The sequence below is a fragment of the Rhizobium sp. CFBP 13644 genome (genome assembly GCF_014842165.1).
GTDB lineage: Bacteria > Pseudomonadota > Alphaproteobacteria > Rhizobiales > Rhizobiaceae > Agrobacterium > Agrobacterium tumefaciens_C.
In genome coordinates, this window is record NZ_JACYVF010000001.1 from 502,183 (window position 1) to 518,794 (window position 16,612).

The window sequence follows — 16,612 nt, forward strand, 5'->3', positions numbered from 1 at the left end:
TGTGGTTAATGGAATTTTTTACTACGATGGGACGCTATTGATGACCTTGAGCGAAACTGAACGCTATCCCCGGATAGCACTCATATCGACACATGGCTATGTCGCCGCGCACCCGCCGCTAGGCGCTGCCGATACCGGAGGACAGGTCGTGTATGTCTTGGAGCTGGCTCGAAAACTCGGGCAGCTTGGATATACGGTCGATCTTTACACCCGCCAATTTGAAAACCAGCCTGAGTTTGACGATGTTGATGAGCGGGTTCGTGTGGTCCGAATTCCCTGCGGCGGCAAGGATTTCATTCCAAAGGAATATCTACACCGCCACATGATGGAATGGTGCGAAAACGCGCTGCGCTTCATCAAGAAAAACAATCTGAATTACACCTTCATCAACAGCCATTACTGGGATGCAGGCGTTGCCGGTCAGCGTCTCTCTGAGGCCCTGAAGGTGTCACATCTTCACACTCCGCACTCCATCGGCATCTGGAAAAAGCGCCAGATGGAGACCGATTATCCGGAAAAGGCGGATACGTTCGAACTGGAATTCAATTTCAAGGAACGCATCCAGCATGAGCTGATTGTCTATCGCAGCTGCGACATGGTGATTGCCACCACGCCGGTGCAGCTGGACGTACTGATCGAAGATTACGGCCTGAAGCGCAAGCACATCCATATGATCCCGCCGGGTTACGACGACAACCGGTTCTTCCCGGTGTCGGAAGGCTCGCGACAGATGCTGCGTCAGCGTTTTGGCTTCGAGGGCAAGACTGTTCTGGCGCTTGGGCGTCTCGCGACCAACAAGGGCTACGACCTGCTGATTGACGGGTTTTCGGTGCTCATAGAGCGCGAGCCGGAAGCGCGGCTCCATCTTGCCGTGGGCGGCGAGAACATGGACGAGCAGGAAACGACCATCCTCAATCATCTCAAGGAGCGGGTAAAGTCGCTCAACCTTGAGGATAAGGTGATTTTTTCCGGTTATGTTGCCGATGAGGACCTGCCCGATATCTATCGTGCGGCCGATATGTTCGTGCTATCCAGCCGGTACGAACCCTTTGGCATGACCGCCATCGAAGCCATGGCAAGTGGCACGCCGACGGTCGTTACCATTCATGGCGGCCTGTTCCGAGCGGTCAGCTACGGGCGTCATGCGCTGTTTGCCGATCCTTTCGATAAGGAAGATCTCGGCATTACCATGATGAAGCCGCTCAAGCATGAGCGCCTCTATGGCCGCCTGTCGCGCATGGGCGCGCACAAGGCCCGCAGCCTTTTCACCTGGACCGGAATTGCACAGCAGCTGCTCGCCGTTGTCGAGGGACGACCGATGATGCCTGTTCTGGAAGAGTCGGACTGGGCTGAACCATGGAATGATGGCGATTGAAAAAGCTTCGCATTTTCTCAACAGATCTCGACGGCACCGTTGTTGGCGATAATGCCGCAACGGCCCGTTTCCGCGACTTCTGGCAGTCACTGCCGGCAGACAACCGTCCGTTGCTTGTTTTCAACAGCGGGCGGCTGCTCGATGACCAGTTCGACCTGATGAAACAGGTTTCCCTGCCCTCGCCTGACTATGTCATCGGCGGTGTTGGAACGATGCTGTCATGCCGTGACGAACCCTCGTTGGAAACGGCTTACACGGCATCGCTCGGTCAGGCTTTCGACATCGACAAGATCAAATCGCTTGTTTCGGGTCTTCCGGGCATCAGCATTCAGCCCGAACGTTACCAGCACGGCTTGAAATCCAGCTGGTATCTGCACGACGCAAAGGCCGAAGACATTGCCAGCATCGAAAACCTCATGGCGGCCAACAGCTTAGAGGCGCGCGTCGTCTACTCCAGCCAGCGGGATCTCGATATCTTGCCGAAAGCAGCAGACAAGGGGGCCGCCCTCACATGGCTGTGCCACCATCTGGCAATCGGTCTTGATGAGGTTGTGGTGGCTGGCGATACGGGCAACGACCGGGCAATGTTTGAACTTCCCGGCGTGCGCGGTATTGCCGTTGCCAATGCCTTGCCGGAACTGAAAGCATTGGCCGCGCAAAAGGGTAATATCTTCTCGGCCCTTGAAAATGAAGCCGATGGCGTTATATCCGGCTTGCAGCACTGGTTGTCTTGACGGATGTCATTTTGATCACAAAAAATATGTGCTCAACATGAAATATGCTTGAGCATTTGCTGCTATAGCCTTGACCTCAGGTTGTAACAACCTGACAATTTAGCGAATCGTTTCACATTCGATGCGAAGATATGGCCGTCAGCAACTGGCTATATCGGGCCGGATATTTTATATAAGATAAATCAAAAAAAGGATCTCATGAATTGAATCTTCTGAACCGACTGGCAAATGATGTTCGCTTGATTTTGCGCCGCCCACCGCGGCAGCAATATGCGGCGCTTTGCTATCGTCGTGCCAAGAAGAGTTGCTGTGTGGAGGTTCTTCTTTTGACCAGCCGCGACACGGGCCGCTGGGTCATTCCCAAGGGTTGGCCGATGGAAGGCAAGAAGGCGCATGCTGTTGCCGAGCGTGAGGCCTATGAAGAAGCCGGTGTGCGCGGTCGTGTCGAGAAAGATCATTTCGGATTTTTCACCTATGACAAGAAGATGCGCAACGGAATGAATGTTCTGTGCCGCGTGCAGGTTCATCTACTGGAAGTTGCCGAGCTCTTAAAAAACTTTCCCGAGAAGGAAAGCCGCACGCTGGAGTGGGTCAGTCCGCAGGAAGCTGCGCTGCGTGTGAACGAACCGGAACTGAAAGAACTTTTCCTTTCATTCGACAAGCAAATGGCGCAAACGCAACAGCAACCGCCGCTGAAAATCGTAAACCTATAATCTCTACCGACCGCTTGCGCCTGCATATGCGGTGAATGCCGCAGCCGAAAGCAGACCCATGGCGCAACCACCCAACAACCGCATGAAACCGACGCTGGACAAGGATCTGGATAAGCTGACGCTTGTCGAGGAGGCCGGGTTCCATTTGACCCGTGGTCTGACGGCCGTCGGTCTTGGCCTGCTTTTTCTCATGCTTTCGGCACTTGTAGCCAGCGTGTTTGTCATGGACCAGCCCGGCGCGGGGATAGTCTTTGCCGCCGTCATTATCGGCGCCTACATGGCCATGAACATTGGCGCAAAAGATGTGGCCAACAATGTTGGCCCTGCGGTTGGCGCCAAGGCGTTGCCTCTGGCGGCAGCGCTCATCATCGGTGCCATTTGCGAAGTGATGGGCGCTGTTATCACCGGCGGCAACGTGGTGGAAACGATTTCAAGCGGAATCATCAACACCCGGTCCATTCCCGAAAGCTCCATCTTTGCTTGGGCCATGCTCTCGGCACTCATGACCGCTGCATTGCTGGTCAATCTTTCCAATTATCTCAAGGCACCCATTTCCACCACGCACACCGTTGTCGGCGGCGTGGCAGGCGCGGGTACCGCTGCCTATGGCTTTGCAGCGGTAGACTGGTTTTCGTTGAGCCGCATTGCCATGACTTGGGTCGCAACGCCCTTCATCAGTGCCTTTTTTGCAATTCTTCTACTTGCCTTCATCAACAAATATATCATCTACCGCACGGACAAGATTGCCGCTGCTCGGACTTGGGTGCCGGTACTGATCGGCATCATGAGCGGCGTTTTCACGGCCTATCTCATCTGGGTCGGGTTTCACCATGTGGTCACCGTCTCCTACCAAACGGCAATATTGTCAGGGCTTGCAGTTGGCTTCATCAGCTGGCGTCTGTGCATACCCCTGATCGCGAAGCAGTCCCAGGGACTTGAGAACCGCAATCAGTCGCTGCGCAAGATGTTTCAATGGCCGCTTATTCTGGCCGCTGGCCTGATGTCTTTTGCGCATGGAGCCAATGACGTATCGAACGCCATCGGCCCCGTGGTTGCCATCGTGCGGGCAACGCAGGGCGTTGTCGTTAGTGAGACGGATCGGGCGCCTGAATGGGTGATGCTGATTGGCGCGTTTGGCCTGTCCTGCGGTATTCTGCTCTTTGGACCACGGCTGATCCGTCTGGTGGGTGAGCAGATCACCAAGCTCAATCCCATGCGGGCTTTTTGCATATCGGTTTCGACTGCGCTGACAGTTCTCGTCGCCTCTCGCTTCGGCATGCCTGTCAGCACCACCCACACAGCCATCGGCGCTGTGTTCGGGGTCGGCTTTTTCCGTGAATGGTACATGGAAAGGGCACGCCAGCGGCTGGAAACAGGCAGCGACAGACAGGTTGAAGACACGGAAAACTCATCCGAGGTCAGCCGCCGCTATCTGGTCCGCCGCTCGCATTTCATGACGATCATCGCCGCCTGGATCATCACCGTTCCGGTCAGCGCAGCCTTGTCGGCAACCTGTTATGGAATCATGTATATTCTGTTTATCAGGCTCTAGAGCTTCCAATCCGGTTGAGATTCACGAGAAACATGCGCGCCAACTTCAGAATACAACGTCTTTGCGTCAGCCAGCCATTGAGCGCTGTCGATGCCATCGAGGCTACCAGCGATCAGTTCAACTATCTGGCCAATGTGCTGCGGATGACGGATGGCGCGGAAATTCTGTTGTTCAACGGCCGGGATGGCGAGTGGAAGGCTCAAATCTCCTACCCCACCCGCAAGAAAATTCTGCTGACGCCTATCGAACAGACACGGCCGCAGCCGACCAAACCCGATCTTCACTATCTCTTTGCGCCGCTGAAGACCGGTCGCATGGATTATCTGGTGCAAAAGGCCGTGGAGATGGGAGCGGGCGTGCTTCAACCCGTCATGACGCAGCATGTTCAGGGCAAGATCACCAGTCTGGAGAAGCTCCGCGCCAATGTGATCGAGGCCGCCGAGCAATGCGGCATTCTGGCCGTGCCAGAGGTTGAGGAACCGGTAAAGCTCAAAGACCTTCTCGAAACATGGCCCGCCTCTCGCCGCATCATCTATTGTGATGAGGGCGACGAAGGGCAAAACCCTTTGCCGATCCTCACCGCAATCGAGGAAAAACAGCTCGCTTTGCTGGTCGGTCCCGAAGGCGGTTTTTCGAAGGAGGAGCAGCAAATGCTGCGCGATCATCCATCCGTGACACCCATTCCACTTGGACCGCGGATTTTGCGAGCCGATACCGCAGCAGTTGCAGCGCTTGCTGTCATTCAGGCAACGCTCGGCGATTGGAAATAGCGACTTGTCAGGCTGGTCACGGCGCACAACATAAGCCGTAAATCCATGCTTGAAAGAAATTCATTTGCGCGCCACGGTGCAGCACCCTATCAGCGAATTAAAGCCAGATTGGCAACATCGACCACAAGGTAATTTCATGGCCCGCGACACGACCGACCAGACCCCCATTTCCTCGACACAGGAATTGATCGATTATCTGGCGCAAGGCTGCAAGCCGGTTGAGAAATTCCGCATCGGCACCGAGCATGAGAAGTTTGCCTTCTTCCGCGATGGCAACAAGCCCGTTCCCTATTTTGGCGACGCCAGCATCTCAGCGCTTCTGAAAGGCATGCAGGAAAAGCTCGGCTGGGAGCCCATCATCGACGAAGGCAACATCATCGGCCTGAGCGAGCAGAGCGGCATGGGTGCCATTTCCATCGAACCGGGTGGACAGTTCGAACTGTCAGGCGCGCCGCTCGAAACCCTGCATGAGACCTGCAAGGAATCCAACCGGCATCTGGCGATGTTGCGCGAGATTGCCGAGCCTATGGGCATTCGCTTTCTCGGCATAGGCGGCAGCCCGCTCTGGACCTATGACGAAACGCCGCAAATGCCGAAATCCCGCTATGCGATCATGACGCGCTATATGCCCAAGGTCGGCAGCCATGGTCTGGATATGATGTACCGCACCTGTACAATCCAGGTGAACCTCGACTTCTCCTCGGAAGAGGATATGCGCCGCAAGATGCGCGTTTCCATGAAGCTGCAATCTCTGGCAACGGCGCTATTCGCCTCCTCCCCGTTTACCGAAGGCAAGCCAAATGGCCTCCTGTCCTGGCGCGGCGATATCTGGCGTGATACCGATAACGGCCGCTCAGGCGTGCTGCCCTTCGCCTTCCAGCCTGATTTTGGCTTCCATCATTATGTCGAATGGGCGCTGGATGTGCCGATGTATTTCATAGTGCGCGATGGCAGATATCGTGACTGTACCGACATGACCTTCCGCCAGTTCATGAACGGCGCGTTGAAGGGCCAGATTGCCGAGTGGGAACCGAACCTGGGTGACTGGACTAACCACCTCTCGACGCTCTTCCCGGATGTGCGCCTGAAGCGCTTCCTGGAAATGCGCGGTGCAGACGGTGGCCCATGGCGTCGTATCTGTGCGCTGCCTGCCTATTGGGTCGGCCTCCTCTATGATGACAGCGCGCTTACCGCTGCTGATGAACTGACGGGGGACTGGACAGTTGAAGACGTTGTTGCCATGCGCGACACGGTGCCGGTCCAAGGCCTCAAAGCCACCGTGGCTGGTCGCTCCGTAATGGATGTGGCGCGTGAAACCGTGTCCATCTCCCGCGACGGACTGCGCAATCGCAAGCGCCGCAATGAAGAGGGCCAGGACGAGAGCGTGTTCCTCAACCCGCTGGATGAGGTTCTGGCCAAGAAGGCAACCATGGCAGAGGACCTGCTGGTAGCCTACAATGGTCGCTGGAACCAGTCAGTCTTGCCGGTCTTTGACGAGTATCAATACTAAGATAGGCGCACAAAAAAGCCCGGTGCAGCGCAAGCGCAGACACCGGGCAAAGGCAGGGTTATTGGCAATCACCCTGCGGGGAAACTGTAGAGGCCGCCGCTAAAGGGCCTTTGCGGCCGCCGTTCGGGCGCAATGCGCCAGCCGCGTGGTCGGGTCCGAAGTAAGGCCCGCGTCGAATGCGTTTTTCAAATCATTGCGCGTCAGCCCAATATCGGCCAGTTGATGGTCATCCATCTCATTCAGCCTGTTAGCGGCGATGCGGTTGGAAATGCGGCGCAGAACAGTGCGGAATCCTTTGACCACGCTGGCAACGACCACTTCAAGCGTCGCGGCCCGTGGTGCGAATACGCCCAGTTCCATCTTCCGTACTGCCGTGCGCATAACACTATCCTTCATTCAGGCACGATGAGACAAAGCCTGCACACCCATGTGTGGAGGCCGCCGGTTCGATCATCCTTGGATGACCATTTGGTTGATTGATGTTTCTGGCGTCAAAATGTCGCAAGACTATTGATCAGTCCAACGAATGTTTCTAATGTCAGACATCAATCATTCTTATGGATGGCCCGCGATGTCCGCACCCCTCGATATTGACCAGCTGCACACATTCATCGCCATCATCGATGCGGGTAGCTTCACCAAAGCGGCAGACCGGGTTTTCAAGACTCAGTCAGCGGTCTCGATGCAGATGCGGCGGCTGGAGGAGCGGCTGGGCAAGCAGCTTTTTGCCAAGGATGGACGCGGCAACCGGCTGACGGCAGAGGGTGAAAAGCTGATGCATTATGCCCGCCGTATCATCCGCCTCAACAACGAGGCCGTCGCCGCCTTTGACGACAACCGGCTCGAAGGCACGCTGCGCATCGGCACACCGGACGACTATGCAGACCGTTATATGCCGGAAATTATCGGTCGCTTTGCCAAGACGCATCCCAATGTCGAGCTTTATATTGTCTGCGAGCCATCGGTCAGCCTTGCGGAAAAGATGGCGCGTGGTGAATTGGATATCGCGCTGGTGACCCATAACCCCCGCGCCCGCACATCTGATATTGTGCGCACCGAGCCGTTGTGCTGGGTCGCGTCCGCCAACCACCCTCTGCGTGATGACGTGCCTGTGCCGCTTGCGGTAGGACGCCGCGATTGCCATTGGCGGCAATTGGCTGCTTCGGCACTGGATGCCGATGGTCGTGATTATCAGGTGCTGTTTACCAGCTGGTCATCCACCGTCATAGCGTCAGCCGTGCTTGCGGGCATGGCCGTTTCGGTGCTGCCGGAATCCACGCTTAGAACCGGCATGAAGGTGCTGACGGCAGCAGATGGCTTCCCGCCACTACCACCCGTTCAAATCGGCCTGATGAAGCGCCCTGGCCTTTCGCCTTCCCTCATCAATGCCATCACAGATCACATTACGGCCTGCCTGGACAACATCTCGCCAGCCAGCGCCGCTGAGGATCTGGACAGTGATGGCAAGGCCTTTGGCCGCGCTACGCCACGCCTGCGCACCGCCCAACTCATGCCCGGCTGGTAGCGTCACCGGCCAACACTTTAATCAGGCCAGCGTCTTGGTGAAAAACGCGACCGTCCGGCTCCAGGCAAGATCGGCTGCCGCCTTGTCGTAGCGAGCGGACGAGGTATCGTTGTTGAAGGCGTGGTTCACGCCGTCATAGACAAAGATCTCGAACGTCTTGCCATTGGCTTCCAGCGCCTTGCGGTAAGCGTCAATCCCGGCATTGATCCGCTCATCCATCCCCGCATAGTGCAAAAGCAGCGGTGCGGTGATAGCGGGCACGTCTTCCACCGGTGGCTGCGAACCATAATAGGCAACGCCTGCATTCAAACCCTGTGATTTCGTGGCGAGGCGGTTGACGAGGCCACCGCCCCAGCAAAAGCCCATGGCGCCCGTTTTGCCGTTGGAGCCTGTGCGCTTCGTCAGCCACAGCCGGGTCGCTTCTGCATTGGCGACCGTCGCGTTCATATCCATGCCCGAAAACATTGCCCGCGCCTTTTCCTCATCCGCAGGCGTTCCCCCCTGCGATGACAGAAAGTCTGGCGAGAGAGCAACAAACCCTTCCAGCGCCATGCGGCGGGCAACATCGCGGATATGGGCATTCAGCCCCCGGTTTTCGTGAATGACGATGACCGAGCCGAGTGGCTTAGAGACATCTTTCGGCGTGACCAGATAGCCCTTCATCTCGCCATCAGCACCGGGATAGGTAACATCTTCGGCTACGATGCGCTCGTCTGTCTCAGCGACCATGGCGGCCTGAGCGCCGGAGGCGGCCAGTATGGGCGCTATGGCTGCGGCGGCTGCACCAGAGCCTGCCAGAAGCGTCAGCTTTTCCATGAACTTGCGTCGGTCGAGGCTGAGATGCGTGTACTCGTCGTATGCATCGATCATCGCCTGCGAAATCTTCGGGCCATCGGTCATCGTATGCTCCAATCTAGCTTTGCTGGAGCATGACACTTAACGGAAATACGCAATGAATGATGCAGTCTCAGGGCGGTCAGAAAAACAACTTTTCGCGATCTGCGAGACAGGCGTTATACGCCTATTCCAGCGCAAGCCAGATGCCGAGCCAGCCCCACATGAGGATCAACGCGAGAAAACTGATGGCAAAGGCCGGTGCGCGGTAACGCAGCCGGTTGCTTGTGACGTGCACATAGGAATGGACGTAACGGGCCGCGATAAAAATCCAGGCGAGGATGATGGTGGCGATGTTGTCGGCATCGGTAATGTAAAGCAAAAGACACGCCGCATGAAACAGCATCGGCAGTTCGAACTGGTTGGCGAGGTTCTTGTTCACCACCCGGCTTTGATCCGCCTCTTCACCAGCATCCCGAAAGCGCTTGAAAGATTCCTTGTTGGAGAATGTATATTTTTTTCTACGAATAAAAAGAAGCACATAGAGACCGAAGACCAGAAGCGCGTGTGCGATCATGGGCCAGAACATGGCAGTCGTTGGTGACATTGTCGGGCTTCCTTTTATAGAAAAACGCTCCCCGAACGATGTGAGTTCGGAGAGCGTGCATTGTGAGACGGATCAGACTGCGCCGGGGTAGTTCGGGCTTTCGCGGGTGATCGTCACATCATGGGCGTGGCTTTCACGCAGGCCCGCACCGGAAATACGAACGAAGGTTGCGCGCTCCTGGAAGTCCTTGATGGTGCCGCCGCCCACATAGCCCATGGCAGCCTTCAGGCCGCCAGCAAGCTGGTGCAGCACGCCTGAAACCGGACCCTTGTATGGCACCTGGCCTTCGATACCTTCCGGCACCAGCTTCAGCGTATCACGCACTTCCGCCTGGAAATAACGGTCTGCGGAGCCACGGGCCATGGCACCGACAGAGCCCATGCCGCGATAGGCCTTGAAGGAGCGGCCCTGATAGAGGAACACCTCGCCTGGGCTTTCATCCGTGCCAGCCAACAGCGAGCCGATCATGACCGCAGACGCACCGGCGGCAATGGCCTTGGCAAAGTCGCCAGAGAATTTGATGCCGCCATCAGCGATGACTGGAATATCCTCAGCCTGTGCCGCTTCAACCGCCGACATGATGGCAGCCAACTGTGGAACGCCAACGCCCGCCACGATGCGCGTGGTGCAAATCGAGCCGGGGCCAATACCGACCTTGACCGCATCCGCACCTGCATCGATCAGCGCCTTGGTGCCGTCTGCCGTCGCCACATTGCCAGCAATGATGCGAATGGCATTCGACATTTTCTTGACCTGGGTAACCGCATCCAGAACGCGCTGGGAGTGACCATGCGCCGTGTCGACAACCAGAAGGTCGACACCTGCGGCAATCAGGCGCTCGGCCCGCTCGATGGCATCGGCACCGACGCTGATGGCAGCGGCAGCGCGAAGACGGCCCTGCGCATCCTTGGTGGCGTTGGGGTTGAGCTGCGACTTCTCAATGTCCTTGACGGTGATGAGGCCCACGCAGTTGCCGGCGCTATCCACAACCAGCAGCTTTTCGATGCGATGCTTGTGCAGAAGGCGGCGGGCTTCCTGCTGATCGACGCTGCTTTCTTTGACCGTGATCAGATTTTCACGGGTCATCAGCTCATAGATTTTCTGGCTTGGATCAGACGCAAAGCGCACATCGCGGTTGGTCAGAATGCCAACGAGGCGACCCGTCTTGTGGCCACCGGAACCGCCATTTTCAACAACCGGAATGCCGGAAATGCTGTAGGTCTTCATCAGCGCCTGCGCTTCGGCAAGCGTTGCATCCGGGCCGATCGTGACAGGGTTGACCACCATGCCGCTTTCGAACTTCTTCACCTGGCGAACCTCTTCGGCCTGTTCGACCGGCGACAGGTTGCGGTGAATGACGCCGATGCCGCCAGCCTGCGCCATGGCAATGGCCAGACGACCTTCTGTTACTGTGTCCATGGCAGAAGACAGAATCGGCAGGTTCAGTTCGATATCACGGGCAATACGCGTGGAGATATTCGTTTGGCCGGGCATGACTTCGGAGTGCCCCGGCTGAAGCAGCACGTCGTCGAATGTGAGAGCATCGAGACCGGTGGGGGTTTGAATAATGCGAGCCATGGCCAAATTCCTAATTTGAAAATGCATGGCCGTCCCGGAACGAATGTTCACCCCGGCGCCCTGCAAAGGATTGCTTGGAAGTTGGCGAGGGCTGGTAACACGTTCATGACAGGAAGGGAATAGAAAAAACCCGGAAACACGTTCCGGGTTTTGGTGTTGCACCGATGCAGCAGGTGTCAAATGTCGAACTGGTAGGACTTCGGAACAAAGCGATAACCGACATCCTTGCGCTCGGCATAACCCACCGAAGGGAAGGGCATGTGGTAGCCAAGGAACGGCAACCGGTCGGTCGCAACCATGTCGAACACCTTCTTGCGGCTGGCGGCAGCGGCTGCCTTGTCCATGTCGAAGCGCACTTCCCATTCAGGCCGCTGAAGCGACAGAACGAAGTGGTTGGCCGTATCCGCAGTCAAAACGAGGTGCTTTCCTTCCGACTCGACGTGGAAGATCATATGGCCGGGCGAGTGGCCAAATGCAGCGGCACTGGTGATGCCGGATACGACCGTTGCGCCGTCACCGATGAAGGTGGCCTTTTCCGCAAGTGGCTTCACGTTGGCGAGCACCGCCTTATGGCCGCCTTCTGCCGGTGATCCCACGCGCTTGGTGTCGGTCCAGAAGTCATACTCGGCCTGGCCCATGACATATCTGGCGTTCGGGAATGCAGGAGCACCCTTTTCCATAAGGCCGCCAATGTGGTCGCCGTGCATATGGGTCAGCACGACAACGGTCACATCTTCCGGCTTGAAGCCTGCGGCAGCGAGGCCCTCCATCAAGCGGCCATTGCCTGCGCCGCGACCGCTCTCACCAAATCCCGTATCGAACAGAACGAGGTCGGAACCGGTATTGATGAGCGCAGGTGAGAAGCTGTTGACGAACTGGTCCGTGGGCAGGAAGTTTTCCTGCAGCAGTGCACCGACGGTTTCGGCGCTCTGGTTGGTGCCGAAGGTCTCACCGGGCTTGCCGGATGGTCTTGCTCCGTCTTTCACGACGAGAACTTCGAAATTTCCAAGTTTGAAGCGATTTGTTTCAGGTGGCATGGCGTGATCGACCTTCATGGACGTTTGCGGTTGGTTTGCCTGCGCAAAGGCAGTGCCACGCAGAACGAAGGGAGCAGCGAGTACGCCGAGTCCTGCGGTGGCAAATAGGTTGCGTCTGTTCATCGTCAATAAATTTCTCATGAAATCCTCCAGATATATTCGCCTCAGCGCGATAGCTTTAACATTGCTAAACGTCAGGATTGAGCAGAAAGATCCGTCTCACACAGACGTGATGAATTTCCGAATGAAGGAATGTTTAGTTGGCAAATCCTGCGCGCAGGCGTAGGTAACAGGCAACGACCCTATCAGGATGCGGTCTTCCCGCAATCATTCCATGAATCGCGTCATTCCGCTTATACTCGCCGTTGCTCTTTTCATGGAGCAGATGGATTCCACAGTCATCGCGACATCCCTGCCCGCGATTGCCGCTGATCTCAATGTAGGGCCGATCACGCTCAAGCTGGCGCTGACGTCCTACATGGTCGCGCTCGCCATCTTCATTCCCATCAGCGGCTGGATGGCGGATAAATTCGGCGCGAAGAAAATCTTCCGCATCGCCATTGCCATCTTCGTCATCGGCTCGATCTGTTGCGCAGTGTCGTCCTCGGTGATCGAATTCGTCGTTTCGCGCTTCCTGCAAGGCATGGGTGGCGCGATGATGACGCCGGTCGGAAGGCTTGTTCTGCTGCGCACCACAAAACGCTCCGAACTCGTCTCCGCCATGGCGCTGCTGACCATCCCCGGCCTTGTGGGTCCGCTCACCGGCCCACCCATTGGCGGTTTCATCACCACCTATTTCTCGTGGCACTGGATTTTTCTGATCAATGTTCCGATTGGCGTCATCGGCATCTGGCTCGCGACGATCTATCTGCCTGAAATCGAAACCACCAATCCACCGCCCATGGATACCAAGGGCTTCATCCTCTCGGGCATTGCAGCATCGGGCGTCGTCTTCGGTGTCTCGGTTGTCAGCCTGCCCGCGCTTCCGCCTTCGGTCGGCATTGCGACGATGATCATTGGTTTCATCTGTGGCTTCTGGTATGTCCGGCACGCCAAGTCTCACCCCGCCCCAATCCTCGATTTCAAGATTTTCCGCAATGCGACGTTTCGGGCTGCTTCGGTCAGCGGAACCCTATTTCGCATTTCAACGGGCGCCATACCCTTCCTCATGCCGCTGATGCTGCAGATCGGTTTTGGGCTCAATCCGTTTCAATCCGGCATGATAACCTTTGCCGGTGCCATCGGCGCCATCACCACCAAGTTCGTGGCACGGCGCGTGTTCGCGGCAACGGGCTTCCGAACCATCCTAATCGGCGCGGGCATTGTCGGCGCGTTCACCACCGCCGCCAACGCGTTCTTCACGCCGTTAACGCCCTATCCGCTGATCATGATCTGTCTTGTCACCGCTGGCTTTGCCCGGTCGTTTTTCTTCACCGGCACCAACGCGCTCGGCTATGCCGATATCGAGGATGCGCAGGCAAGCCAGGCAACGTCGATGTCATCGGTATTGCAGCAGATCAGCCTGGCGCTTGGCGTGGCCTTCGCTGCCACCATTCTGGAAGCCAGCAGCTATCTATCGGGCGAACACCTGCAGCTCGCGGATTTCCACACGGCCTTCACAATCGTGGCTGTCGTTTCGCTGCTTGCCATCGTGCCGCTGTTTGCCATGGACCGAAGTGCTGGCTCTGCCGTTTCAGGGCATCGGGACAAGGCGTCACAGCCAGCGGAATAGACGATATGCGCTGGGTTCAGCGCATATCCATGTCATCATAGTCATCTTCGCGTGGGTCGAACGCAAGTTCCCGCGTGTTGCGCTCGAGATCCTCTTCCCGGCTCGTGCGGTCGCCGGGCTTTCTTCCCTTGAAGTGCTTGGCCAACAGGAACATTTCCACGGATTCAGACCGCGACGATGCGGGCTTGATGTGAATGACCTGCTTGAAGTTCTTCTTGAGCATATCCAAAAGCGCCCGCTCCGTGCCGCCCTGGAAGGTCTTGGCAAGGAAGTGGCCGCCTTCAGCCAGAACCTGCACGGCAAAATCCGCCGCCACTTCGCACAGATGCATCGTCCTGATGTGGTCTGTCTTCTGGTGGCCGGTGGTCGGCGCTGCCATGTCCGACAGCACCAGATCCGGCGTTCCACCCACAGACTCGATCAACAGATCGGGCGCTCTGGAATCCAAAAAATCGAGATGCAGGATTTTAACGCCGGGAATGGGGTCGATTTCCAGAAAATCGATGGCCGCAACGCGGATATCGTCCTCGGTCGAGTCCGTGACCTTGGCGGCAATCTGCGACCAGCTTCCCGGTGCGGCACCCAGGTCGATGATCCGGCGCGCATCCTTCAGAATCTGGTGCTTGTCGTTGATTTCCAGCAGCTTGAATGCCGCGCGGGCGCGGTAGCCTTCAAGCTTCGCGCGCTGCACATAGGGGTCATTGATGTGACGCTCGATCCAGGCGCGGGAAGAAGGCTTCAGCTTTGCCTTCTTCACCTTCTGGCCAATCTTGCGTCCGGTACGGGTTGTACTCGTGGGCGCTTTGCTCATATCAAGCCTTCCGTTCCGGTTTGCCCTGCGTAGCCGCACGGCGGATCTTGTTGCGGCGCCATGCGCCATCGTCTGCCATCATATCCGTCAAAATTCCTTCGCGAAGCCCTCTATCGGCAACACGCATGCGCCGGGACGGCCACCGTTTGCGGATGGCCTCGAGAATGGCACAGCCTGCCAGAACGAGATCAGCCCGGTCAGGCCCAATGCAGGCATTGGCGGCGCGTCCGGCAAAATCCCAGGCCAGCAACTTATCCTGCATGGCCGTCACTTCATCGTCAGACAGCCACAGCCCATCCACTTTTCTACGATCATAGCGCGGCAGGTCAAGATGCACGCCCGCCAGCGTGGTGACCGTTCCGGATGTTCCGATCAGGTGGAAGTCATCATTGGGCATGTCTTCGCCGGGTGCCGGGCAATCAAACCCGTTCAACAAGCCTTCGACTTCCGCCACCATCGCCGCGAAAACCTCTGGCGACACGTCGCGTCCGCCATGGCGCTCGGACAGCGTCACAACACCCACCGGCAGCGAGGTCCAATGCGTGATGTGGTTTGCCAAGCGGCTGGAACGGTTTTCGCCAACCTTGATGACGGCAATTTCGGACGAGCCGCCACCAATATCGAACAGCACGACAGAGCGCGCTTCACGACCGACAAGCGACGAGCAGCCTGAAACGGCAAGGCGGGCCTCGGTCTCGCGGCTGATGATCTCCAGCGTCAGCCCCGTTTCGCGGGTCACGCGCTCAAGAAACTGTTCGCCGTTCACCGCAGCACGGCAGGCCTCGGTCGCGATCAGCCGCATGCGCCGGATAGGTCGGCCCGAAAGCTTGGAGGCGCAGACACGCAAGGCCTCGACAGCCCTGTCCATCGCGTCATCGGAGAGGCGTCCCGTCGAGACCAGACCTTCGCCGAGCCGAACGATGCGGGAAAATGCATCGACAACACGAAACTGGCCGGGGCGGGTCGGCTGCGCAATCAGCAAGCGGCAATTGTTGGTGCCGAGATCAAGCGCCGCATACATGTCGGCGCCGATGTCATGCCCAGCATCCCGGTAATGGCCTTGCGACCGGCCGTGCGAGCGCCCCTGATGATCTGCCGTAGACGGAGCATGGGAAGGAGATGCCCCGCCGTTTTGACGTGCGGAGGGCTTGGGCGCATGGGTGGGCACCAAGGGCCTGCCCTGCGGTCCACGATGCGAGTGTTTGCCACCCCGGGCCCTGCGTTTTTCATGCGGAGATTGCGGCTTGGCGGGGATTGCAACATCGCCTGCCGAAGCGCCAACTGTGTCGCCGTGTTCCACAGCTTGGGAAGGCTGTCCGCCGCCTTGGCCACGGGAACGCCTGCGGCGCTTGCGCTTTCGGGGTTCGGAGTCACGCTCCGCCTGGCCATTGTTTGGGGAATCCGCGCGGGAATCGGCAATATGAGGATGCGCCAAAGCAGAAGCGTCACGGGGTTTCCCGCTACGCCTGCTTTTGCCACGACGGGAACGCTTCGCATTCCCTTTTTCCACCGCCGACGCCCCCGATTCCGACGGCTTTATGCCGTTACCGGGGTCAGTCACTGTTTTATCCATTCCGCCGCGCGAAAGCTTATTGCGATGCTGCTGGCGTTCATAAAGTTACGTTGCCGCAATCATAACAGTGCCGGACATTTTAGCCAACCGATTTTTGCCAGTAGCGCTTCAAGCCACGGGTCAAAGCCCACCCATCGGCGCCGAACCAGCGCATGGCCTCCGCTTATTTCAGTTGTGCGCACAGGCCAATCCCAGCCTGAGTTGAATATCTGAAACGCATTTCTGGCACTGAGATAAACCGCAGTATAGTCCCAGGCTTGA

The 16,612-nt window shown here is 57.5% G+C and carries 15 protein-coding genes; 8 read left to right on the plus strand and 7 right to left on the minus strand.

Going from position 1 to position 16,612, the window contains the following annotated elements; all coding sequences use genetic code 11:
• Nucleotides 1-40 precede the first annotated feature (40 nt).
• From IFT53_RS02420 to IFT53_RS02445, 6 genes are all read left to right on the plus strand, one after another.
• Nucleotides 41-1,375: a glycosyltransferase family 4 protein gene (locus IFT53_RS02420; RefSeq protein WP_192063464.1), complete on the plus strand. Its 1,335-nt coding sequence runs from the start codon at nt 41-43 to the stop codon at nt 1,373-1,375.
• The gene (locus IFT53_RS02425) at nt 1,372-2,109 is read left to right on the plus strand and encodes an HAD-IIB family hydrolase (protein ID WP_192063463.1); all 738 of its coding nucleotides are present in this window, start codon (nt 1,372-1,374) and stop codon (nt 2,107-2,109) included. Before IFT53_RS02420 ends, IFT53_RS02425 begins: the two co-directional genes overlap by 4 nt.
• Nucleotides 2,110-2,312: 203 nt before the next feature.
• Entirely contained in the window at nt 2,313-2,822 is a 510-nt protein-coding gene (locus IFT53_RS02430) for an NUDIX hydrolase (protein WP_192063462.1), read from the plus strand.
• Nucleotides 2,823-2,880: 58 nt separating this feature from the next.
• Nucleotides 2,881-4,374 (plus strand): inorganic phosphate transporter, encoded by a 1,494-nt coding sequence (locus IFT53_RS02435; protein ID WP_192063461.1) that lies wholly within the window; start codon nt 2,881-2,883, stop codon nt 4,372-4,374.
• Between the two features lie 32 nt (nt 4,375-4,406).
• Nucleotides 4,407-5,144, plus strand: a complete 738-nt coding sequence (locus tag IFT53_RS02440; protein WP_192063460.1) for a 16S rRNA (uracil(1498)-N(3))-methyltransferase — start codon at nt 4,407-4,409, stop codon at nt 5,142-5,144.
• Between the two features lie 136 nt (nt 5,145-5,280).
• Nucleotides 5,281-6,654 (plus strand): glutamate--cysteine ligase, encoded by a 1,374-nt coding sequence (locus IFT53_RS02445; protein WP_192063459.1) that lies wholly within the window; start codon nt 5,281-5,283, stop codon nt 6,652-6,654.
• Nucleotides 6,655-6,753: 99 nt separating this feature from the next.
• Here IFT53_RS02445 and IFT53_RS02450 read toward each other — a convergent pair whose 3' ends face one another.
• The gene (locus IFT53_RS02450; RefSeq protein ID WP_244656203.1) at nt 6,754-7,035 is read right to left on the minus strand and encodes a DUF1127 domain-containing protein; all 282 of its coding nucleotides are present in this window, start codon (nt 7,033-7,035) and stop codon (nt 6,754-6,756) included.
• A 190-nt stretch (nt 7,036-7,225) separates the two neighbouring features.
• Between IFT53_RS02450 and IFT53_RS02455 the strand changes: the two genes are divergently transcribed.
• Nucleotides 7,226-8,179, plus strand: coding sequence for a LysR substrate-binding domain-containing protein (locus IFT53_RS02455; protein WP_042619109.1), 954 nt, complete (start codon nt 7,226-7,228; stop codon nt 8,177-8,179).
• A gap of 21 nt (nt 8,180-8,200) precedes the next feature.
• Here IFT53_RS02455 and IFT53_RS02460 read toward each other — a convergent pair whose 3' ends face one another.
• From IFT53_RS02460 to IFT53_RS02475, 4 genes are all read right to left on the minus strand, one after another.
• Nucleotides 8,201-9,079, minus strand: coding sequence for a dienelactone hydrolase family protein (locus IFT53_RS02460; protein WP_192063458.1), 879 nt, complete (start codon nt 9,077-9,079; stop codon nt 8,201-8,203).
• A 121-nt stretch (nt 9,080-9,200) separates the two neighbouring features.
• Nucleotides 9,201-9,620: an MAPEG family protein gene (locus IFT53_RS02465; RefSeq protein WP_244656202.1), complete on the minus strand. Its 420-nt coding sequence runs from the start codon at nt 9,618-9,620 to the stop codon at nt 9,201-9,203.
• 72 nt (nt 9,621-9,692) lie between these two features.
• Entirely contained in the window at nt 9,693-11,198 is a 1,506-nt protein-coding gene (gene guaB / locus IFT53_RS02470; protein WP_042619085.1) for an IMP dehydrogenase, read from the minus strand.
• 176 nt (nt 11,199-11,374) lie between these two features.
• Nucleotides 11,375-12,358 (minus strand): MBL fold metallo-hydrolase, encoded by a 984-nt coding sequence (locus IFT53_RS02475; protein ID WP_446737651.1) that lies wholly within the window; start codon nt 12,356-12,358, stop codon nt 11,375-11,377.
• A gap of 211 nt (nt 12,359-12,569) precedes the next feature.
• Between IFT53_RS02475 and IFT53_RS02480 the strand changes: the two genes are divergently transcribed.
• Nucleotides 12,570-13,967 (plus strand): MDR family MFS transporter, encoded by a 1,398-nt coding sequence (locus IFT53_RS02480; RefSeq protein ID WP_192063456.1) that lies wholly within the window; start codon nt 12,570-12,572, stop codon nt 13,965-13,967.
• Nucleotides 13,968-13,983: 16 nt separating this feature from the next.
• On the opposite strand, the gene IFT53_RS02485 is transcribed toward IFT53_RS02480, so the two are convergent.
• Both IFT53_RS02485 and IFT53_RS02490 read right to left on the minus strand, forming a co-directional pair.
• Complete coding sequence (locus IFT53_RS02485; protein ID WP_192063455.1) at nt 13,984-14,778, minus strand: RlmE family RNA methyltransferase; 795 nt, start codon at nt 14,776-14,778, stop codon at nt 13,984-13,986.
• A 1-nt stretch (nt 14,779) separates the two neighbouring features.
• Nucleotides 14,780-16,351, minus strand: a complete 1,572-nt coding sequence (locus tag IFT53_RS02490) for a Ppx/GppA phosphatase family protein (RefSeq protein ID WP_192063454.1) — start codon at nt 16,349-16,351, stop codon at nt 14,780-14,782.
• Between the last annotated feature and the right edge of the window lie 261 nt (nt 16,352-16,612).